Source organism: Shewanella benthica KT99, assembly GCF_000172075.1.
In the GTDB taxonomy this organism is placed as follows: Bacteria; Pseudomonadota; Gammaproteobacteria; order Enterobacterales; family Shewanellaceae; genus Shewanella; species Shewanella benthica_A.
Genome location: NZ_ABIC01000001.1, coordinates 121,995 through 139,716 on the forward strand (window position 1 = coordinate 121,995; position 17,722 = coordinate 139,716).

Below are 17,722 nucleotides of genomic sequence, written 5' to 3' on the forward strand. Positions count from 1 at the left end.
TGCGAATATTTGAAGCTAATAGTTATTCTCGGCAACAAGCTCCTGCGTTGCTCTCGATAATTGCTCCGGCATTATTCTACCTTCACCCGTCCATGGGCTCGTACCTCCTGCATCTGACCTCCAGGGTCTTAAGCGTTCCATACGCTTTCAAGACATTTCCCATATCCCTATGGGTCAGGGAAATGTCATATTTTGTATGGAACAAAATAGACCATGCAGTCGTATATCGAGAACATTCAACCTAGCATAAAGGGCTTTGCCCTTTTCTTTAAACATCAGCCGCACTGCGTGAGGCTCTCAGCGTTTCCACTTCGGTGTTACATTGACTTAAAAGGGAATAACCATTTCCTCATCAATGCGCCTTGAATTGAAAAAACTGAGAGTCTCTGAACTGACCAGATACTTATATGGAATGGTATAAGAAGCTAGGTTCTGATAGCTCTCCTATACTGAGTTGGGCAGAGTGTTGTTTTGCTCTTGCTCTATTACCTGTAATAACCCGTACTCGCGCAATCACTGGATCACCCGGAGCTAGCCATGAGCCATACCTATAAAGTAATTGAACTAGTGGGATCTTCGCCTATCAGTTCGGATGAAGCGATCAAAAATGCCGTCACTGCTGCGGGGCAGAGCTTGAAGCATCTCAGGTGGTTTGAGGTGATTGAGACTCGGGGACATCTGGAGGCAGGCTTGATCGCGCATTGGCAGGTGACCATCAAGGTCGGATTTACGATAGAGGATAATTAGGCTCGAGTTGCGAGTTGCGAGTTTCTAGGAGCTAGAACCTAGGAACTTGCTCCTGCCTTTAAGCATCTCTTGGCAAGCCTTTCTCGATGCTGCGGATCACTCTCTGTGTCTTGCGACTGAGGGATGAGGTTTTCTGCACTCTATCTGACTGGCTCAAGACCCTTGCTACCGGGCTCAAGGCTGCTGTTTCCTGGCCTTTTGTTTCCAGGCTTTGTGCTTCCGGGCTTTGGGCTGCTGCTAGTCTGGCGTGTTGCTGAGTCAGTGCCCAGTCGATATGTTCTATGACCATCTCATCGGCCTCTTCCGAGGCTTTTCTCTGCTGGAGTCCTTGGACGATCTTTTCTGAAGCCGGGGCATTTCCCAGGGCGACGGCGATATTTCTTAGCCAGCGCTTATGTCCGATACGGCGAATGGGGCTGCCTTCGGTGATCTTGAGAAACTCGGCCTCAGTCCAGCCAAAGAGGGTAAGCAGCTCGGGTTGTTTGAGTGGGTCCCGGGTGTGAAAGTCACTTTCGAGTGTGATCGGCGCCTTGCTATTGACCGGGCACACCAGCTGGCAGTCATCACAGCCGTAGATGCGATTGCCTATGAGGGGGCGAAATTCCTCGGGAATGGCCCCTTGCAGTTCTATGGTCAGATAAGAGATGCAACGTCTGCCGTCGACGATATAAGGTTCGACTATGGCATTGGTTGGACATGACTTGATACAGGCTACACAGGTATTACAAGCCTCGGCGACGGGAATATCCACGGGCAGAGGCAGGTCGATCAGTAGCTCACCGAGAAAGAACCAGCTGCCCACCTCTTCATTGAGCAATAAACTGTGTTTGCCGGTCCAGCCCAGACCTGCTTTCTCGGCCAGGGGTCTTTCGAGTATCGGCGCCGAGTCCACAAAGGGGCGGAAGTTGGTCTTACCCGCGTTCATGATATCGAGTTCGGCCTGGATCATCTGGCCTAGCTTCTTGAGGCGATTACGGATCAATTTGTGATAGTCCCGGCCACCTGCGTAGCGGGAGATATAGGCAAGGTTGGGATCTTTGAGATTCGTTGCGAACCCAGCTTGCGGCGGCAGGTAGTTCATCCTAGCAGAGATGACCCTGATGGTGCCTGGGTGTAGCTCATGTGGACGGGCGCGCATCATGCCATGGGCTTGCATATACGCCATATCGCCATGATAACCCTTGTCCAGCCACTGCTGTAACTTGGGCTCTTCGCTGGTTAAGTCTGTGTCACAGATGCCTATTTGAGCAAACCCCAGCTCAATGCCCCACTGCTTGATTTTAGCTGTGAGTTCTCTTAGTTCTGCTGGCGAGAAAGGATGGGAATTTATTGGAGGTAGAGCTGTGTCAGACATAAACTTAAATAGGCAATGAAATACCTAAATATGATAGCAGTAATCCGCTAGCTTGGCTGCAGATTTGATACTAATGGATAGTCTTGCGGCTGGTATTTGAGTTAACCTGCTTTACCTCCACCTCTTTTATTCCTATCCATGGCGCCACATAATTAGCGAGTAACTTCACCCGTCTAGGTTTATCTGCTTAGGCTCTGGCTAAAGCCAATTGAGCGCCATCTCGTTATCTGAAATCTCCTCGATGAGCCAACAGATCTCGCAGGCGACATCGGAGCAGTTAACGGCAGGGGAGGACTCGGCTAAACGAATCATCAATATTTCCGCAACAGCCGAAAACACGGCATCAGTTTCCCACTCATCTCATGCGACCAGCGCCCAGATCCAGATGTTAACTAAGAATCTGCAGAAAGAGGTGCAGGAATTTTCTATCTAGTTCTCTTACGGTTAAGAGCCGGGGCTGATATGACGGAGCGGCCATGAAAAAAAGCCAACCTATACGAACGTATCAGCTGGCTTTTTTATGGACCGAGTTTAGACCGAGACGGCTCTAGATAGCCTGTGCTCTCGGCCTTGTATACTCAAAGACTGAGTGGCTGTTGAGTCTAGTCGGCGAAGCTCATCAGATGTTGTTTAACTTCATCTGAAGCGAACGCTTGCTCGATGCTGATCTTATAGATGTTGAAGTAATCTTCACGGCTCAGGCTGAACTCTTGCATCACCTTACGTACCTCGTCTGTCATAGTGGTATTCGAGACGGTGCGGTTATCTGTGTTGATTGTGATGGGCAGAGCATCTTCATAGAAGGCTTTTAGCGGATGTTCACTCAACTTATCCACCGCTTTAGTTTGAATATTACTGCTGGGGCAGGTCTCCAGGCCGATATTCTGCTGTTTCACTAAGTCATAGGCGCCCTGATGACCCGTAATATGAATCCCATGACCCACACGCTCGGCTTTTAGCATAGAGACTGCGTCGAATACGTTCTGACCCACGCCTTGCTCTCCGGCGTGTATGGTGATGCGGTAGCCTTTCTCGATGGCGTAATCCACATAGGGGATAAACTCACTGCAAAATCCGGGTAGCTCGGCGCCAGCCAGGTCGAAGGCAACCACGCCCTTGTTCAGGTAGGGAGCGCCCGCATCGATAACATCTCTGATGTTATCCTTGGGGAACGTTCTCAAGATAGAGAGAATATAGTTGCCCTTGATATCATACATGGATTCGGCGCGCTGCATGCCTTTGACGACTGAGCCTATGATCTGATCGAAGCTTAGACCTTGTAACTGATGCAGTTGCGGACCAAATCTGACCTCGAAATACTTAACGTTTTCCTTAGCCGCATCCTCGAAAAGCTCAAATGAGATACGTTCGATACCTGCTTGGGTCTGCATTACAGACAGAGGCAGATCGAAACGCATCAGATACTCATCGAGATTTTGACATGTCTCGGGAGCGATCATTAATGAAGTGATTTCGTTGATGTCTTGGCTGGGAATGGAGATGTTCTGTTCGTTAGCCAGATCGATAATCGTTTGTGGGCGAACGCTGCCATCTAAGTGACAATGTAGATCGATCTTGGGTAAGCTTGAATAATTCATGAGTCTCTACCTTTATTGGATAGTACCTATATGAATACCGATTAAAAGAGGGATCTATGGTGCTTATCGGACGCAGATCCTATCTATTAACAGATAGTCCATATTGGAGATAGTACTTAAAGTTACAGACTTCATAATCAAGAATTTAAGGCTCTTGGTAGAAACTCCCAAACCATATCATTGGGATTATACGAAGCGATTTTCGGACTATAACATTTTGATGTCTGGATTGCGATTCGTTGAACATGGTTCTGACTTGTTTGATTTTTTGGCCCTATTTTTACTCGCCATATGTATTCATCCTGCTTTGACACAATTTCTTCCACTGGATTTAGCCAGATACAAGCCTTTATCGGCCCGTTGTAGTAGGTCGGAGAAGCTTTTATCTTGTTCCCTAGCGGCGACTCCGGCGCTGATGGTCATGGTTAACTCCTCGGCTATATCACTCAAATCTGTCATGGCTATTGAGTCCACTAAACGCTCGGCAATCTCTGTGGCTTGTTCTAAGTTGGTATGAGGCAATATGACTAAGAACTCTTCGCCGCCAACCCGACCTACCAGATCAGATTTTCGCATCAGACTACTGGAAATATTGGCTAGTAAAGTCAGTGCTTTATCACCGACATCATGGCCAAAATTGTCATTGATCTTCTTGAAGTGATCAGCATCGAACAAGATTAAGGCCATCACATCATGATTCTCAGAGAAAGATTGTTCGCCGACGGCATAAGTGTGTCTGCGGTTTGCCAGTTGAGTCAAGTGATCTGTCAGGGCTAAGACACTAAATATCTTAGACTTCTGTGCCTGTTTATAGGCAAGGAAAGAGATGATTATGATGACTATTAAGGCGAGAAAGATGACGGTAAATTGTAAATAACGATTCTGCTGTAAAATCAGTAACTCATTATCCCTTATTTTTTGTGTCTCTAGCAGCAAGAGATTTTCAGTTTCAACTTGCTTAGTATTGAAGCGAGTCTGCATCTCTGTGGTTCTATAGGTTTGTAGCTTGATATCCAATTCGTTATGGAGTCGATTAAAATGCTCCAGTGAAAGGTATGCTTGTTGCCATTGGGAAAGCTCCGCGAATATCTGGCTTTCAAGCTTATAGAGTTGGGTGAGACCACGAGTATTCTTTACTCGCAGGAAGGCAGATTTAGCTTCTTCGATAAGGGGGATAGCCGCGCTGGGCTGGCCTTGTAATATTTGGAACTGGGCGCGAAATAGCATCATAAAACTATAGAAGGCTTCATCTGTAGGTAGAACATATTTCTGTGCTTCATCAAGATATTTTTGTACCTCACCCAACCTATCCAACTTGATGAGAATACCGGCTAAATTAATGGCGACAAAGCTTTGGGCCATTTCATCTTTTTCCTGCTGCAAGTATCGATAACTTTGCCGGTACTTTTCCAACGCCGCTTCATTTTCGCCTAATTCTTCCAGGGCGATGGCCATTTCTGTCGCCATGGCATTGGCGGATTCGAGATCGCCGATTTCGATAAACTTGGTTTCGAGTTTCGCATAATATTTATATGCCGTTTGAGGATCGCCAAACCGACGATAGCTAGTGGCTATGTCGGCTAAATTATATAGACTCCAGAAAGTCAGGTTCAGGTTATCGTAGAGCTGTTGAGCACTGAATAGGTCTTCCAGGGCTAGGGCATAATTCCCCTGAAATGAGTACATAGCGCCCCGCAAATTTCGTGCATCGGCGATAAGCCTAGGAGACTCGAGTTGATAGGCTCGAGCTATGACTTGATTGTATTCTGTTAAGGCCAGCTCGACTTCCCCCCCGATTTGATACAACCAGGCTCGGCATAGTGTTAAATCGGCATGGGTCTCAGGAGATTGCTTGATGATTTCAGCATTCAGTTGTTTTTGGGCAAACTCTAATCCCTTGGCTCTTTTATTGCTGTCATATGCATCTGTGCTCCAACATAGCACTCGCTGTAATCTGAGATAATTATCTAGATCGGCTAAGGTGATGTTGGCTTTTAGATACTCAAGTTTAGCCTTAAGAGCGTCACTGGATAAGATCACACCACTTTCCAATTCTTCGAAGGTGGCATTCAGATTCTTTGGCTCATCGGCCAAGACTTGGGGCGAGACTAATATGAGCCATAGCCAAGCCCAAGTTAGCTTGCCAGCCCCTCTAAGTTTGGGCGCTCGGCAAACTAGGGCCTGACATATTAAAGCAAGCTTGGATATGATTTGATGTCGTAAAAGCCGATAAACCATTATGGTCTGATGCATATTTTTGCTTGGCTCATGATGTTGGCGTACACAAATATTAGCCTAGTTCCCCCCATCATCATATATGTATTATGCAAAAAATTGACATAAGATATTGTATTTTTTGATGTTGCAAAATGAAGCCGCTATTTGTCTATTTATTAGTTATTTTGCTTTTATTCCGGGGGACAGGTATAAAGGCAGCCATTTTTTATTGAAAAATTATAGAGCAAAACCATGATTGAGATCACCCCAGAGTATAAGGCCCGCGTCGAGCAGGTGTCATTGAATGTATCTAGTGTCGTGCTTCCCATGGATAAGCTTCCTGAAAATCTGTTGGAAGCCTACGCTAACCTCTGTAACGAGTTGCTCGAAGACACTGATGAGAAGTTCATCAAGGGCTGGCAAGCGCTACCTAACAGCGCCAGGGCTCAGTTGCCACAGGCGGACTTTCATGGCTTCTATATTGCTAATGCCTGGATACACTTGAGTCGAGTGGCGCAAGACATCTCCGAGATGGCCGAGAGTGATGAGGCCATAGACGAGAAAGAGTACAACGGCATCTTCACCCGTATCTCAGATGATTCTTTCAAGGATTGTTCGAAGAAACTGAAAAAGTCGCGTACCGATAGGGCCCTGTTTAACAGCATCATGGCTGTTATCGACGGAAAATAGTGGTCTCATCATGGATGAAACATTAATCCTATTTACTGAGTGCTAGGCACTGACTATCGAGTGGATTGAATATGCTCAAAGGCTATGGGAAACCATGGCCTTTTTTGTATTTTTGTATTTTTGTTTTAGTCAGTGGCTTGCCGGATAACAAGTCTTAAGTATTGTTATCACTTCATCTGGCTTTATAGGAATTTATTCGGATTAGTGACTTCCAAAGCCCACAGCCGAGTTCACATCCGTTCTTGTTTCGAGAAAGTTGCTTCTTCGATTTTAGTTTTACTGACTAGTAACTCACTTTTGGACAATACTTTCTTACCAACACAGTTGTGATACCACTTTGAGACACTCTGCGTAAGGCGTACTCGGGTGATTTTTGCGCGTAAGGTAACAAGAAGTGTGCACTAGCGCTAAGTTACGAATGGGGTGATGAGTAGGTGACACGGCAAGTGATACAATGTTGTTTCAACAAACCTATACAATAAAGTGTAAGCGTCCGGGCAAGTACAACTTCAACAGATTTCATTGATCCGCCATATTAACTCCTGACTATTTATCAGGAGTTAATATGGCTAAACGTTCTCATCAAGATTGGGCTGCTTTGATAAAACAGCAGCCCGCCAGCGGCTTAACTATCACGGCTTTCTGTCGTCAGCATAAGTTCAGTATCAGTACCTTTTATGCCCGTAAAGCCAACAAGGCAAAAATAAAAACGGTCATGCCTTTTGCTAAAGTAACGCTGGCTCCGACAACAGCGGTAACGCCTCAAACTCAACTTTGTGATGCGCAACAGATGATACGTTTACAGCATCAAACAGGGGTATGGACCTTCCCAAGCTCGTTGCCAGTAAATTACTTACTTGAAATTATAAAAGGCCTGCAAGCATGTTGATGTTTCAGCAGCTTCCTAGTATTTATCTGCATAGAGAGCCCGTGGATTTTCGTAAGTCGATAAATGGCTTGGCCATCATCGTTGAGCAACAACTGTCGCTAGAGGCCACCGACGGCAGTGTGTTTGTTTTTTGCAATAAAAGCCGCGATAAATTAAAAATATTGTACTGGGATAACACAGGGTTTGATGTATTGGGACACCGTCAAGTTAAGGGCTTGAGTTACAGTTGATTGATCGCTATTACGTATGCGGTTTTCGATGATTAGATCACTGCATTAGCCTTATTCTGGATGACATTTGATATAATCACCCCATGAAATTAGCACCCGATAACCTACCCAATGATATTGATTTGCTTAAGCAATTATTGCTTGAGGCAAGTCAACTTGTGGCGTCACAATATTCGGAAATCGCCGAGCTTAAACAGTCTGTGCAGCGGTTATTGGAGCCATTTCGCTTAGCGCAACAGCAACGCTTCGGGGCCAGCAGTGAAAGCCATAATTATCAAGGTGAGTTATTTAACGAAGCTGAAGTCACCCTTGATGAGCCAGAAGAATCAACGGCAGATGATGTGTCTGTTTCCCCTAAGAAACGTGCCAAGCGTAAGCCTCTGCCTAAAGACCTGCCTCGTGAAATTATCACCCATGATATTAGCGAAGCGGATAAACAGTGTGCTTGTGGTCATCAGTTGACCTTGATGGAGCAAGATAGCAGCGAGAAACTTAAGTTTGTTCCCGCACAAATCAGTGTCATTGAGCATGTTAGGTTAAAATACAGCTGCAAGCATTGCGACACTAAAGGGACGCAAGCTAACATCAAACAAGCCCCCGTGCCTGCTAGTCCAATTCCAAAAGGTTTTGCCACGCCAAGCCTATTGAGCCAGCTCATCACCAGTAAATATCAGTACGCCTTACCGCTTTATCGACAAGAAACTTTATTTAAACAGTATGGTATCGAATTAAGTCGTCAAACGATGTCAGACTGGATGATGAAATCAGCCGCCTTGTTTAAACCCTTATATGATTTACTGCACCAACACCTATTAACGCAAGGTGTACTGCACGCCGATGAGACCACGCTCAAAGTGATTAACGATGAACGGGTGAAATCCTACATGTGGGTCTATTGCTCAGGTGCGGATAGGCCGAGTCTCGAGCCTAGATATAAAGGTGTAAACAGCATCGTTCTGTACGACTATCAAGACGGTAGCCGCGCGAGCACTTGCGTGAGTGGTTTTCTTGCCACTGAGCACACCGTGTTTAATGGCTATTTACAGGTCGATGGCTATGCGGCTTACCAACGGGCCAATGACAAACTTGTGGGTTGTTGGGCACATGCGCGGCGTAAATTCAAAGTTAAAGAACGGCTGTATTTTAGGCGTACGCATTCAAGCGCCCAACTGGCGACATTGAAGCAATGGCTGGATAAATCGGTGCAACAAGTGTCGAAGCAAAGTGCCTTGGGTCGAGCCATCCATTACACTATCAATCAATGGCCAAAGCTCAGCCGTTACCTAGAAGATGGTCGACTCAACATTGACAATAATCGCGCCGAACGCGCAGTAAAACCGTTTGTGATAGGGCGTAAAAACTCGGCAAGGCGTAGTTCGCCGGACGCTTACATAAATATCAGTGGGTTAGCTTAAAAAACATTATCAAAGTGACATCAGACGTACATGAAAAAACGACAGGTAAAGAGACCACTGAAACACGTTGGTACATTAGCTCATTAGATTTAAATGCAGAGCAGGCGTTATCTTCTGTGCGAAATCACTGGCAAGTAGAAAGTATGCATTGGGTGTTAGAGATGACATTCAGAGAAGATGAATCACGGATCCGTAAAGGCCGAGGTCCGCTTGCTTTTAATGTGATGAGAAAAATAGCAATGACCTTGTTCAAGCAAGAGCAGACAAAACGCGCGAGTATAGCTGCTAAAAAGAAGATGGCAGGGTTGGACGACGAGTATCGCTCAACCCTGTTAGAGTCAGGGATTAAAATGCGCTAGCCGTGCGCATCCCTCATTCCTGTATTGAAAGTATTAGGGCGTCCTGTCCTGTCTATCAAATGGCTAACAGGCCTTTTACATAGAACAAAGGGGTCGTAGCGAATTAGGTCGGTCTCATGATTTAAAATTGTTTACAGGTAAGGTTAAATAAATAACCTTCTGTTGAATAACCAAGTGTAGAAGATGCGGCTGCGAGCTTCCAAAACAGGGTGAGGTATCGCGAAGTGATACTCTCCGAACGAGAGGCAGGGTGAATATGGCAAAGCCATAAGCTCATGAACGAGAAGTATGGAAGCTGAACTGGCATTTGTATATGGACATATTTTGCCGAACTGGCCGTTAAACATGGACGTTGTTTGATTTGGCAGAGCCCACAAGGCCAATTCTGTTCCATACAGAATTTGGCATTTCCTCCTTGACCTACAGGGATGTAGGGAATGCCATAATGATACCGGGAGTATCATTGGCCCTTGGAGGTCAGATGTACTCTTATGAAATCAAGAGTCGGCGACTCGCAGAACCTTCTCAAAATAAAGAGTGCATATTCCTCGCCGGGCAGGCGATAGATTCCAATGAAGACTAAACCTCCAACACACTACCCAATATCAACTCAGCCAGAAGCTAAACACAGAAAATGTCATCAAGCTTCATTCGAAGCGAACCAAACTTGTGATTGAACTTGTCAGACTATGGCGACATTATGTATCTGTATACAGTCACTCTGACTTTCAGTTAACTCAAAGATAGAAGATTATGTCGAAAATATTAAAACGGATTTTTACTTCGCTGCTTATGTCTGGTTTCATTTATCTGGGTATAGCCTCCGGACTTACTTACTTTGGTGGGCCGATGCTGCCGAAGATGCGACCGCTATGAATGGGACTGTTATGAGTAAAGCGGGTTCTATAGAACAAGGGGATATTGTGGGTCGAGGTATCGATTTCTCCGAGATGATGCTCGATTATAGCGACATGCCAGCGCTGCAGAGTTATACCGCTCGCGATGGGACACAATTGGATTACCGCTACTATCCCAGTGATTCCAACAAGGTGTTGATTCTGCTCCATGGCTCAGGCTGGCACAGTCAGCAGTTTTTTCCTCTGGCCAAATATATCAGCGAGCAGGGGCTGGCTAAGGTGGTGACTCCGGATCTGCGGGGTCATGGCATGAGCCCTAAAAGGCGGGGAGATATCGATTACCTAGGTCAGTTCGAAGATGATCTGGTGGATCTTATTGGCCAGCTGAAACAAGATGCTGAATTAAAAGATGTTAAGAATAGTTCAATTATCATGGGCGGACATTCTTCCGGAGGCGAGTATGGAGATTTGGCCGATGCCTACCTGCTGCTGGCACCTTTCATCTATTATAATGCCCCACAACCAGGCCTAATGCTGGAGGTTGGGCCAAGCCTTATACCGCTAGGATCATAGGCTTGAGTATGCTCAATAGTATCGGCATTCATCGTTTTGATTATCTCACCAGTATCGAGTTCAATATGCCTGCAGCCGTTCGCAATGGCACTTCTTTTATTAGCCGGGAGTGCTGACGAAACCATGTTCGCCGATAAATACCAAGCGCTTATCTCAAACACGTTGCAGGATAATGACCAAACTGAGGTGAAGGTATTACCCGGAATCAGTCATATGGGCATAGTGGTTAACCCGGATGTCAGGCCGGCTATCAAGCAGTGGTTAGATAGCTTGTAGGCAGGAGCTTTGATATGTAGGAGCTGCTTTCAGTTGGAATTTCTAAGTGGTAAGTGGTAAGTCTTAAGTGGTAAGTAAAACATACAGATTTGATTAATGTTCGGGGTCAGCGAGTAAAAAGGGGCTAGATAGCCCCTGATTTTGTCTCAAGCTTATAGCTTTCTTTGCTTTGTCTCTGCTCCCGGCTAAAGCCGGGTCCTAGTTAGTTTTTCCTTAACTCTCTTCTTAAAATCTTACCTACCGTCGACTTTGGTAGGGCAGACATAAATACTATCTGTTTAGGCACCTTATAGGCGGTTAATTGCTCTCGGCAATAGGAGATGATGGCCGCTTTTGCGGCTTCTGGGTCACTATGTTGGTCTGCCAGTACAATAACGGCTTTGACTGCTTCGCCGGATCGCTCATCGGCTACGCCTATGACGGCACACTCGAGCACAGCTTCGTGGTTTGCCAGTACATTTTCCACTTCGTTAGGATAGACGTTGAAACCTGAGACGATAATCATATCTTTCTTACGGTCGACTATCTTGTGTAGACCATCTGGGGTGGCCAGAGCTATGTCGCCAGTCTTAAAGTAACCGTCATCTGTCATCACCAGAGCGGTCTCTTGCGGCTTGTTCCAGTAGCCACTCATCACCTGAGGGCCCTTCACTGCCAGTTCACCCGTCTCTCCCAGAGCGACTTCATTATCATCATTATCGAGAATCTTGACCTTAGTGCCTATGACGGGTTTACCGATTGTCCCCAGTTGTTCGAGACCCGGAGCATTGAGTGAGACGACGGGAGATGTTTCAGATAGACCGTAACCTTCTGATATGGTGCAGTGAGTTGTTTCTTTCCATATGCCTGCTGCGGCTTGGGTTAGGGCGGTGCCACCCGAGATGGTGACCTTGAGGTGACTAAAATCCAACGCCTTAAATTCGGGTTGATGACATAGGCCGACAAACAGGGTGTTGAGTCCGGCGAAACCGGTAAATTTATAGTCAGAGAGTGTCTTGATAAGAGAGGTGATATCTGTGGGGTTGGGTACTAATACAGAACAACAGCCGCGCTCGAAATAGAGCACCAGATTTATCATGAAGGCGTAGATATGATAGACGGGAAGCGGGGCGACAAAGATCTCTTCTCCTTCCACGAGTTTATCGCTTAAGCGTGACTTAATCTGCATGGCATTGGCGATGAGATTGCTGTGGCTGAGCATGGCACCCTTCGACAGACCTGTAGTACCACCTGTGTATTGCAGGGCGGCTAAGCTAGCTAAACTTGTGCTGAATCGCTCGAATGGCAGGTTTTGGCCCTGGGCCAGAACATCTAAGAATTTATGGGTCGTAAATGAGACTCGGGGCTGGGCCTGAGGTGCCAGTAGATCCGCCGCATGGGTCGAAATTACCGTGTCGATTGCTGTGTTGGCAATCACATTCTCCAGGCTTGGTAGCAGATCAGACAGCACCACTAACACCTTAGCGCCCGAATCATTATATTGATGGGTCAGCTCGCGCTCAGTATACATGGGGTTAGTGTTTACTAACACCATGCCGGCGCGAATGGCACCGTAAGCGGCGATAACATATTGGATAAGGTTGGGCAGCTGTATGGCAATACGATCGCCGGATTTAAGACCTGGGATACTCTGCAGGTAGGCGGCAAAATAGCGAGAGTCACGTTCAATTTCACTGAAACTCGCGTGATGACCTAAACAGGCATAAGCCGTTTTATCTGCATATTTCTCACTCGCCGTTTCTATCAGCTCTATGAGTGACGGGTATTGAGTGAGGTCGAGTGTTGAATCTGAATCGTATGGCATAGGTTGAGCCCTTATGAATTAAGCGAATGCTGCTGGCTATGATTGGCTAACCCCGGCAGCTTCAAAAATAAAACATGCGTTTAGATTAGTGCTAAAAATGGCCTCAGGTCAACAAAAAACGTGAAACCGATCACGTTTCCAACTTGGTTTGATAGCATGTTACATTTAGAGTTATAGCTCTATTGTGGTTTGTTGGCACTGGGTTTAGGCAGGGAGTCGGGGAGAAATAGAGGCAGGCATTATTAATTGTTCAAGCGCATCTAAGATATTAACTAGGCTCAATATTTCAGCAGATAACTAGATAAAACTGACCTCTGAATTTGGAAAACTATTCAATGGTTCAGTAGGAACCTTGTAAGAGCTCAACCATTTGAGGTAACAAGTCCTGCCTAAAAATCGCTATTTTGTGTTAAATCCCCTTATTGCTAGAGTTTCACAGATTCAATATGTGACGCTTTCGGCAATAGCCAACTTTTAATCTATGATGCTTGCTTCTCATTAAAGGAGATCGTAGAAAGAGTTGTTTGTCATTGAATTTTGTAGCCACTGAGTAATCTAATACCATTTGGTATTAGATTACTGGCTTGTAGTACATTAGGGTCGCGTTTGTGGAGTCATTAACGGCATCCGCGGGCACAGATAATAGAGGAATAGGAAGTGATATGAGTTTTACTGCTTGGCTGAGTTTAGTGGCCATCTGTTGTTTAGGCGCCATGTCGCCGGGCCCGAGTCTGGCCATGGTGGTCAGACACACCTTAGGTGGCGGCAGAGGCAAGGGTATTATCTGCGCCTGGGCTCACTCTATCGGTATAGGTATCTATGCCTTGGTGACCCTGTTAGGTCTGGCCGTGGTACTTAAGAAATCGCCCATGGTGTTTAACGGTATCGCCATCACCGGGGCCCTATATCTTGCCTGGATGGGCGTTCAGGCACTGAGATCTAAGGGAGGCATGTCAGATAAACTCGCGGGGGGGAAGTCGAGCGATTCATTCACGGCTGCCAGAGATGGTCTGGCTATCTCTTTGTTTAACCCGAAAATTTCACTCTTCTTTCTGGCGTTATTCAGTCAATTCGTCATGGCTGGCGATAGCCTATGGGGCAAGTCATTGATCGTATTTACGCCGCTCATTATCGACGGCCTCTGGTACACGATTATCGCCGTGGTGCTTTCCCATAAGTCAGTGCTGCCTAAGCTCAGAGAGAAGGCGGCATTGATAGATAAGCTATCGGGAGTCGTACTGATCCTATTAGCCGTGCGGGTGCTAGTGACGATTTAGGAGGGATCAGTTCCTAGGCTCTAGAACCTAGGAACTAGGAACTTCTTATTTAGAAAATATCTGCACCGCATCATCTTTAGCCGGCTCTTGCTCAGTCGCTCCCTGTTCCTTCGACTCTTGATCTTTAGACATGGAAGGGTTTTTAATATGATCATTTAGATTGTCTGTAAGCATTTCTTTGTATTCGTTAGTAAACCATTCAATGGCATTATCTCTTTCTGCAGACAAATCGGCAGATTTTAGAGATGCTTCGAAGGCATTGAAACGAGAGGCTGCAAAACGCATTGCTGTGCCGACTTTACTCACATCTTGTTCTCTAGCGTTTATCTCGTTGGCAAGTGCAATGAATTGATCGGCTAATTGAAAGATTGTGGTCTCTTTTTTTGCTTCTGACATGGTGCTCTCACTCTCGAATAAGAAGTTAATATGAATTTAATAAGAATAAAATCGTAATTTTAGTGGCCGAATACTAACGTAAATTAGCCATTAATAAAGCTCTCTTATCATCTATATGGGATCTTGGTCAGGATCAGCTAGGTGCTTTCATGTAGGAGCTGCTTTAGCTGCGATGTTTTATTGGTACCAGCTCTCCCAGCTAAAGCCGGTCCTACAGATGTTTTTTTTGCTCGAAGCTTTCTTTGATTTCTAGCTTTGTGGATCCGAATCGATAACTACACTACCGTCGAGTGAGTCATAGGTGATACTGAGATTGGTATTGGCTGAATATGTATAGGTGCATGAGTTATCAGAATTATAAGTCACCACATAATCAGTTTCATTACTGATGTTATTTGAAACACTGGGCTCATCGCCCGCAAAAAGAGTCACCCAAACAGAGATGCAGTCATCTGTGTTATCCAGTTGAGGTGCGCCCCCAGGGAGTCTGGTGTTCTCCAATGCTGCGCCGGCCAGCCATTATCGTTAAAGTCCATCTCACCAGATTCTGCATCGCCGAAGGTGTGCAGATCATCGGCGGGGCCTGAACCTACCCGCACGGCCCATACACTTCTTGCCAGATTAATTCCCGACTTGAATGCACCACCAGTCCCCTTTACCGTAGACACATGGGCATCTACAGATAGATTGAGAAATTTAGGCAGGGCGACCACTGCGAGTATACCGAGTATAATGATCACCACCACGAGCTCAATCAAGGTAAAACCTGCGGCTTAAGACTGGCCCTTAAGCTTTAGAGTTGCACACGCTGAGGACACTATGACTGTACACTTCAATTGGAACACCTTTATTGAAGCCGAGAAGCGCTTAGATTATTACCAAAAACTTCAACAATTTGTTCAGGGTGAGCGTAATACTGGTAAGGCGATATTTCCCCCTCAGGAAGAGGTGTTCACCGCATTCGAGAAGACACCTTTAGACAAGGTGAGAGTGGTGATCATTGGGCAAGATCCTTACCACGGACCGAACCAAGCCCACGGCCTGTGTTTTTCGGTTAAGCATGGTGTGAAAACTCCGCCTTCTCTGGTGAACATGTATAAGGAATTGCTGACTGATATTGCTGGTTTTCAAACACCCGATCATGGGCATCTCTCCAGTTGGGCGGAACAAGGAGTATTGATGCTCAATACAGTATTGACTGTCGAACAGGGTAAGGCGCACTCCCATGCTAAATCGGGTTGGGAAACCTTTACCGCCCATGTACTCAAGCAGCTAAACGAGCAAGAAATGCCCATGGTATTTATCCTCTGGGGAGCGCATGCGATCAAGAAGGGTAAGGTGATCACATCCGAGCATCACCATATTCTATCAGGCCCACATCCCTCACCACTATCCGCATACCGTGGCTTCTTCGGCTGCCAACATTTCTCCAAGACCAATGCGCTGCTAGCATCACTCGGCACCAAGCCGATCGATTGGCAGGTATAGATGCAATTTGTAGGACTGGCTTCAGCCGGGAGAGATTATATCAATAAACCCTCGCGGCTAAAGCAGCTCCTACACAAAATCTTAATCTTGTTGCTGTTCTAAATGTGAGTCTTGCTTAGCTAAACGATAGAGTTCGGCTAATGAACCTGTGATGCGATTGCCTTGCATATCCAGCATTAACAGCTGGTTTTCACCAACCTGATATTGCTCGGGGTCATCTTTTCTACTGGCATCGCCCAGCAGGCTAATCTTGTTGCCTTCGCTGTTCCACTCGAATAAACCGGCTTCGGTAAATACTTTTTTAGCCTCATTCTCATCGCCTAGGTAGCGAGTCTCTAACACATAGGTATTATCCAGTTTCAGAGTGAGAGTCGTGTCTATGCCTGAGCAACTGGCGCAGGGGGTCACACCTGAATAGGTACCGTTCCAGTCCAATGAAGTTCGGCTGGTATCACCTACTGGTAGAGTTTCTTGAGTTTGTTGCACGCTATCTTGTGTTGGTGTCTCTTGCTCAGAGCAAGCGCTAAGGGTAAGGGCGAGTAGAGATACGGTGATGATTTGTAGTTTCATCATAATCCTTATGAGTCTTTGAAAAAGTGCAGCCGCCAATGTTAGCATAATAAACCTGCAAATTAGTCCCTTGCATTAGGCTTTTACATTATAGTGTGAGCCAGCTCGGTATGGTGTAACGCCTAAATAATCAAAGGGTAAATGGCTTGTTAATCGCTAATTTGAGATGGAACTCGACGCCAGCGTTCAGCGTATCTTGACGCTACAGGGCTTCGAGACTCATGCCTATTGGTGACAAGAGTTAAAAGAAGATCCTAGGAACTAGAACCTAGGTATCTAGGATGTAGAGTCAAAAGTCAGGACTTGTGTCGGTGTCACCAGCATAGGCAGAGGCACATCCCAGTGTTCACAGGGTAGGCTTTCGACCTGCTGGCAATCATGAGCAAAACCTATGGGATAAGGTTTACCGGTTAATGACCAGTTAGCCAAGGTCCGGTCGTAAAAACCGCCGCCCATGCCCATACGATTACCCGATAAATCGAAGGCCACCAGAGGCGTCACCACCACATCTAATCGGTGCGGTAAGATCATCTGAGTGATATCCAGTTTAGGCTCCCATATGTTCAATGAGTTCTGCACCAGAAGTGTTGAGGGCATGTAAGCGAGAAAGACTAGATTGCCTTTGCAAAAAGGATGAAGCCGTGGCAAGTAGATCTGAACATCTAGCTTCCACAAAGCGTCAATCAAGACACGAGTATCCAGCTCACCGTCATTTGTGAGGTAAAGCGCCACATGTTTTGCTTCTAGCTTGATGATTTCAGCCAGCATCAATTGCGCCGAGCTAGCTGCGAAACCTTGTTGCTCGCTTTCGTTAATACTTCGGCGGGCACTACGAACCCGAGCCCGGATCTGAGTGCGAGTCGATTTGCCGCGCGCCTGTGCAATTGAGTTAGATGTGAAGTCTTGTTTCAATATAGTCTCCAGCTCCTAACCTTGATAAGATAGATTCAGTGTACCGCTGAGACTCCTATCTAATCAAGGT

Annotated in this window: 17 protein-coding genes, 2 pseudogenes and 1 riboswitch; of the genes and pseudogenes, 11 read left to right on the top strand and 8 right to left on the bottom strand. The window is 46.1% G+C overall.

What is annotated here, in order from left to right; genetic code table 11:
• The first annotated feature begins 537 nt into the window (after positions 1 to 537).
• Complete coding sequence (locus KT99_RS00500; protein WP_005495841.1) at positions 538 to 747, top strand: dodecin; 210 nt, start codon at positions 538 to 540, stop codon at positions 745 to 747.
• Positions 748 to 805: 58 nt separating this feature from the next.
• Here KT99_RS00500 and queG read toward each other — a convergent pair whose 3' ends face one another.
• Positions 806 to 2,101 carry a tRNA epoxyqueuosine(34) reductase QueG gene (gene queG / locus KT99_RS00505; RefSeq protein ID WP_005495843.1) on the bottom strand — a complete coding sequence of 432 codons (1,296 nt, stop codon included), beginning with the start codon at positions 2,099 to 2,101 and terminating at the stop codon, positions 806 to 808.
• Positions 2,102 to 2,342: 241 nt separating this feature from the next.
• Between queG and KT99_RS20295 the strand changes: the two genes are divergently transcribed.
• A complete protein-coding gene (locus KT99_RS20295; RefSeq protein WP_005495844.1) occupies positions 2,343 to 2,534 on the top strand; it encodes a hypothetical protein in 192 nt (63 codons plus the stop codon).
• 169 nt (positions 2,535 to 2,703) lie between these two features.
• Here the strand turns inward: KT99_RS20295 and add are convergent, their stop codons facing one another.
• Positions 2,704 to 3,699, bottom strand: coding sequence for an adenosine deaminase (gene add, locus KT99_RS00510; RefSeq protein WP_005495846.1), 996 nt, complete (start codon positions 3,697 to 3,699; stop codon positions 2,704 to 2,706).
• Positions 3,700 to 3,813: 114 nt separating this feature from the next.
• Positions 3,814 to 3,913: riboswitch (purine riboswitch) on the bottom strand.
• 83 nt (positions 3,914 to 3,996) lie between these two features.
• Positions 3,997 to 5,739 carry a GGDEF domain-containing protein gene (locus tag KT99_RS00515; protein ID WP_232504215.1) on the bottom strand — a complete coding sequence of 581 codons (1,743 nt, stop codon included), beginning with the start codon at positions 5,737 to 5,739 and terminating at the stop codon, positions 3,997 to 3,999.
• 429 nt (positions 5,740 to 6,168) lie between these two features.
• Here KT99_RS00515 and KT99_RS00520 point away from each other — a divergent pair, with 429 nt between their 5' ends.
• From KT99_RS00520 to KT99_RS22405, 7 genes and pseudogenes are all read left to right on the top strand, one after another.
• The gene (locus KT99_RS00520; RefSeq protein ID WP_005495848.1) at positions 6,169 to 6,606 is read left to right on the top strand and encodes a DUF3069 domain-containing protein; all 438 of its coding nucleotides are present in this window, start codon (positions 6,169 to 6,171) and stop codon (positions 6,604 to 6,606) included.
• Positions 6,607 to 7,171: 565 nt separating this feature from the next.
• The gene (gene tnpA, locus KT99_RS00525) at positions 7,172 to 7,495 is read left to right on the top strand and encodes an IS66 family insertion sequence element accessory protein TnpA (protein WP_005495850.1); all 324 of its coding nucleotides are present in this window, start codon (positions 7,172 to 7,174) and stop codon (positions 7,493 to 7,495) included.
• Complete coding sequence (gene tnpB, locus KT99_RS00530; RefSeq protein ID WP_005495852.1) at positions 7,489 to 7,725, top strand: IS66 family insertion sequence element accessory protein TnpB; 237 nt, start codon at positions 7,489 to 7,491, stop codon at positions 7,723 to 7,725. The genes tnpA and tnpB overlap by 7 nt, the downstream gene beginning before the upstream one ends.
• 83 nt (positions 7,726 to 7,808) lie before the next feature.
• On the top strand, positions 7,809 to 9,140 hold the full coding sequence (tnpC, locus tag KT99_RS00535) for an IS66 family transposase (protein WP_005495853.1): 1,332 nt from the start codon (positions 7,809 to 7,811) through the stop codon (positions 9,138 to 9,140).
• A pseudogene (locus KT99_RS00540) lies at positions 9,137 to 9,499 on the top strand (ISAs1 family transposase); the annotation flags it as partial. The gene tnpC and the pseudogene KT99_RS00540, both read left to right, overlap by 4 nt.
• A gap of 887 nt (positions 9,500 to 10,386) precedes the next feature.
• Entirely contained in the window at positions 10,387 to 10,929 is a 543-nt protein-coding gene (locus KT99_RS22400; RefSeq protein WP_232504216.1) for an alpha/beta hydrolase, read from the top strand.
• Positions 10,930 to 11,013: 84 nt separating this feature from the next.
• Positions 11,014 to 11,205 carry a hypothetical protein gene (locus tag KT99_RS22405; RefSeq protein WP_005495857.1) on the top strand — a complete coding sequence of 64 codons (192 nt, stop codon included), beginning with the start codon at positions 11,014 to 11,016 and terminating at the stop codon, positions 11,203 to 11,205.
• A 202-nt stretch (positions 11,206 to 11,407) separates the two neighbouring features.
• On the opposite strand, the gene KT99_RS00550 is transcribed toward KT99_RS22405, so the two are convergent.
• Positions 11,408 to 13,009 carry an AMP-binding protein gene (locus KT99_RS00550; RefSeq protein ID WP_005495859.1) on the bottom strand — a complete coding sequence of 534 codons (1,602 nt, stop codon included), beginning with the start codon at positions 13,007 to 13,009 and terminating at the stop codon, positions 11,408 to 11,410.
• A 662-nt stretch (positions 13,010 to 13,671) separates the two neighbouring features.
• On the opposite strand from KT99_RS00550, the gene KT99_RS00555 reads away from it, so the two are divergent.
• Positions 13,672 to 14,286: a LysE family translocator gene (locus KT99_RS00555; protein WP_040571414.1), complete on the top strand. Its 615-nt coding sequence runs from the start codon at positions 13,672 to 13,674 to the stop codon at positions 14,284 to 14,286.
• Between the two features lie 45 nt (positions 14,287 to 14,331).
• Here KT99_RS00555 and KT99_RS00560 read toward each other — a convergent pair whose 3' ends face one another.
• The gene (locus tag KT99_RS00560; RefSeq protein ID WP_005495863.1) at positions 14,332 to 14,682 is read right to left on the bottom strand and encodes a DUF3144 domain-containing protein; all 351 of its coding nucleotides are present in this window, start codon (positions 14,680 to 14,682) and stop codon (positions 14,332 to 14,334) included.
• Between the two features lie 249 nt (positions 14,683 to 14,931).
• Positions 14,932 to 15,440: pseudogene (locus KT99_RS23135) on the bottom strand (pilus assembly FimT family protein).
• A 61-nt stretch (positions 15,441 to 15,501) separates the two neighbouring features.
• Between KT99_RS23135 and ung the strand changes: the two are divergent.
• The gene (gene ung / locus KT99_RS00570) at positions 15,502 to 16,170 is read left to right on the top strand and encodes a uracil-DNA glycosylase (protein ID WP_005495871.1); all 669 of its coding nucleotides are present in this window, start codon (positions 15,502 to 15,504) and stop codon (positions 16,168 to 16,170) included.
• 81 nt (positions 16,171 to 16,251) lie between these two features.
• Here the strand turns inward: ung and KT99_RS00575 are convergent, their stop codons facing one another.
• Positions 16,252 to 16,743, bottom strand: coding sequence for a copper resistance protein NlpE (locus tag KT99_RS00575; protein ID WP_005495872.1), 492 nt, complete (start codon positions 16,741 to 16,743; stop codon positions 16,252 to 16,254).
• Between the two features lie 273 nt (positions 16,744 to 17,016).
• Positions 17,017 to 17,652 (bottom strand): 5-formyltetrahydrofolate cyclo-ligase, encoded by a 636-nt coding sequence (locus KT99_RS00580; RefSeq protein WP_005495874.1) that lies wholly within the window; start codon positions 17,650 to 17,652, stop codon positions 17,017 to 17,019.
• Positions 17,653 to 17,722 lie beyond the last annotated feature (70 nt).

Excerpts from the sequence above, each read along its gene's own strand:
- KT99_RS00500 (WP_005495841.1), top strand. The coding sequence starts at position 538 with ATGAGCCATACCTATAAAGTAATTGAACTAGTGGGATCTTCGCCTATC.
- KT99_RS22405 (WP_005495857.1), top strand. The coding sequence starts at position 11,014 with ATGGCACTTCTTTTATTAGCCGGGAGTGCTGACGAAACCATGTTCGCC.
- tnpC (WP_005495853.1), top strand. The coding sequence starts at position 7,809 with ATGAAATTAGCACCCGATAACCTACCCAATGATATTGATTTGCTTAAG.
- tnpB (WP_005495852.1), top strand. The coding sequence starts at position 7,489 with ATGTTGATGTTTCAGCAGCTTCCTAGTATTTATCTGCATAGAGAGCCC.
- KT99_RS00550 (WP_005495859.1), bottom strand. The coding sequence starts at position 13,009 with ATGCCATACGATTCAGATTCAACACTCGACCTCACTCAATACCCGTCA.
- KT99_RS20295 (WP_005495844.1), top strand. The coding sequence starts at position 2,343 with ATGAGCCAACAGATCTCGCAGGCGACATCGGAGCAGTTAACGGCAGGG.
- ung (WP_005495871.1), top strand. The coding sequence starts at position 15,502 with ATGACTGTACACTTCAATTGGAACACCTTTATTGAAGCCGAGAAGCGC.
- queG (WP_005495843.1), bottom strand. The coding sequence starts at position 2,101 with ATGTCTGACACAGCTCTACCTCCAATAAATTCCCATCCTTTCTCGCCA.
- tnpA (WP_005495850.1), top strand. The coding sequence starts at position 7,172 with ATGGCTAAACGTTCTCATCAAGATTGGGCTGCTTTGATAAAACAGCAG.
- KT99_RS00520 (WP_005495848.1), top strand. The coding sequence starts at position 6,169 with ATGATTGAGATCACCCCAGAGTATAAGGCCCGCGTCGAGCAGGTGTCA.
- KT99_RS00575 (WP_005495872.1), bottom strand. The coding sequence starts at position 16,743 with ATGATGAAACTACAAATCATCACCGTATCTCTACTCGCCCTTACCCTT.
- KT99_RS22400 (WP_232504216.1), top strand. The coding sequence starts at position 10,387 with ATGAGTAAAGCGGGTTCTATAGAACAAGGGGATATTGTGGGTCGAGGT.
- KT99_RS00560 (WP_005495863.1), bottom strand. The coding sequence starts at position 14,682 with ATGTCAGAAGCAAAAAAAGAGACCACAATCTTTCAATTAGCCGATCAA.
- add (WP_005495846.1), bottom strand. The coding sequence starts at position 3,699 with ATGAATTATTCAAGCTTACCCAAGATCGATCTACATTGTCACTTAGAT.
- KT99_RS00555 (WP_040571414.1), top strand. The coding sequence starts at position 13,672 with ATGAGTTTTACTGCTTGGCTGAGTTTAGTGGCCATCTGTTGTTTAGGC.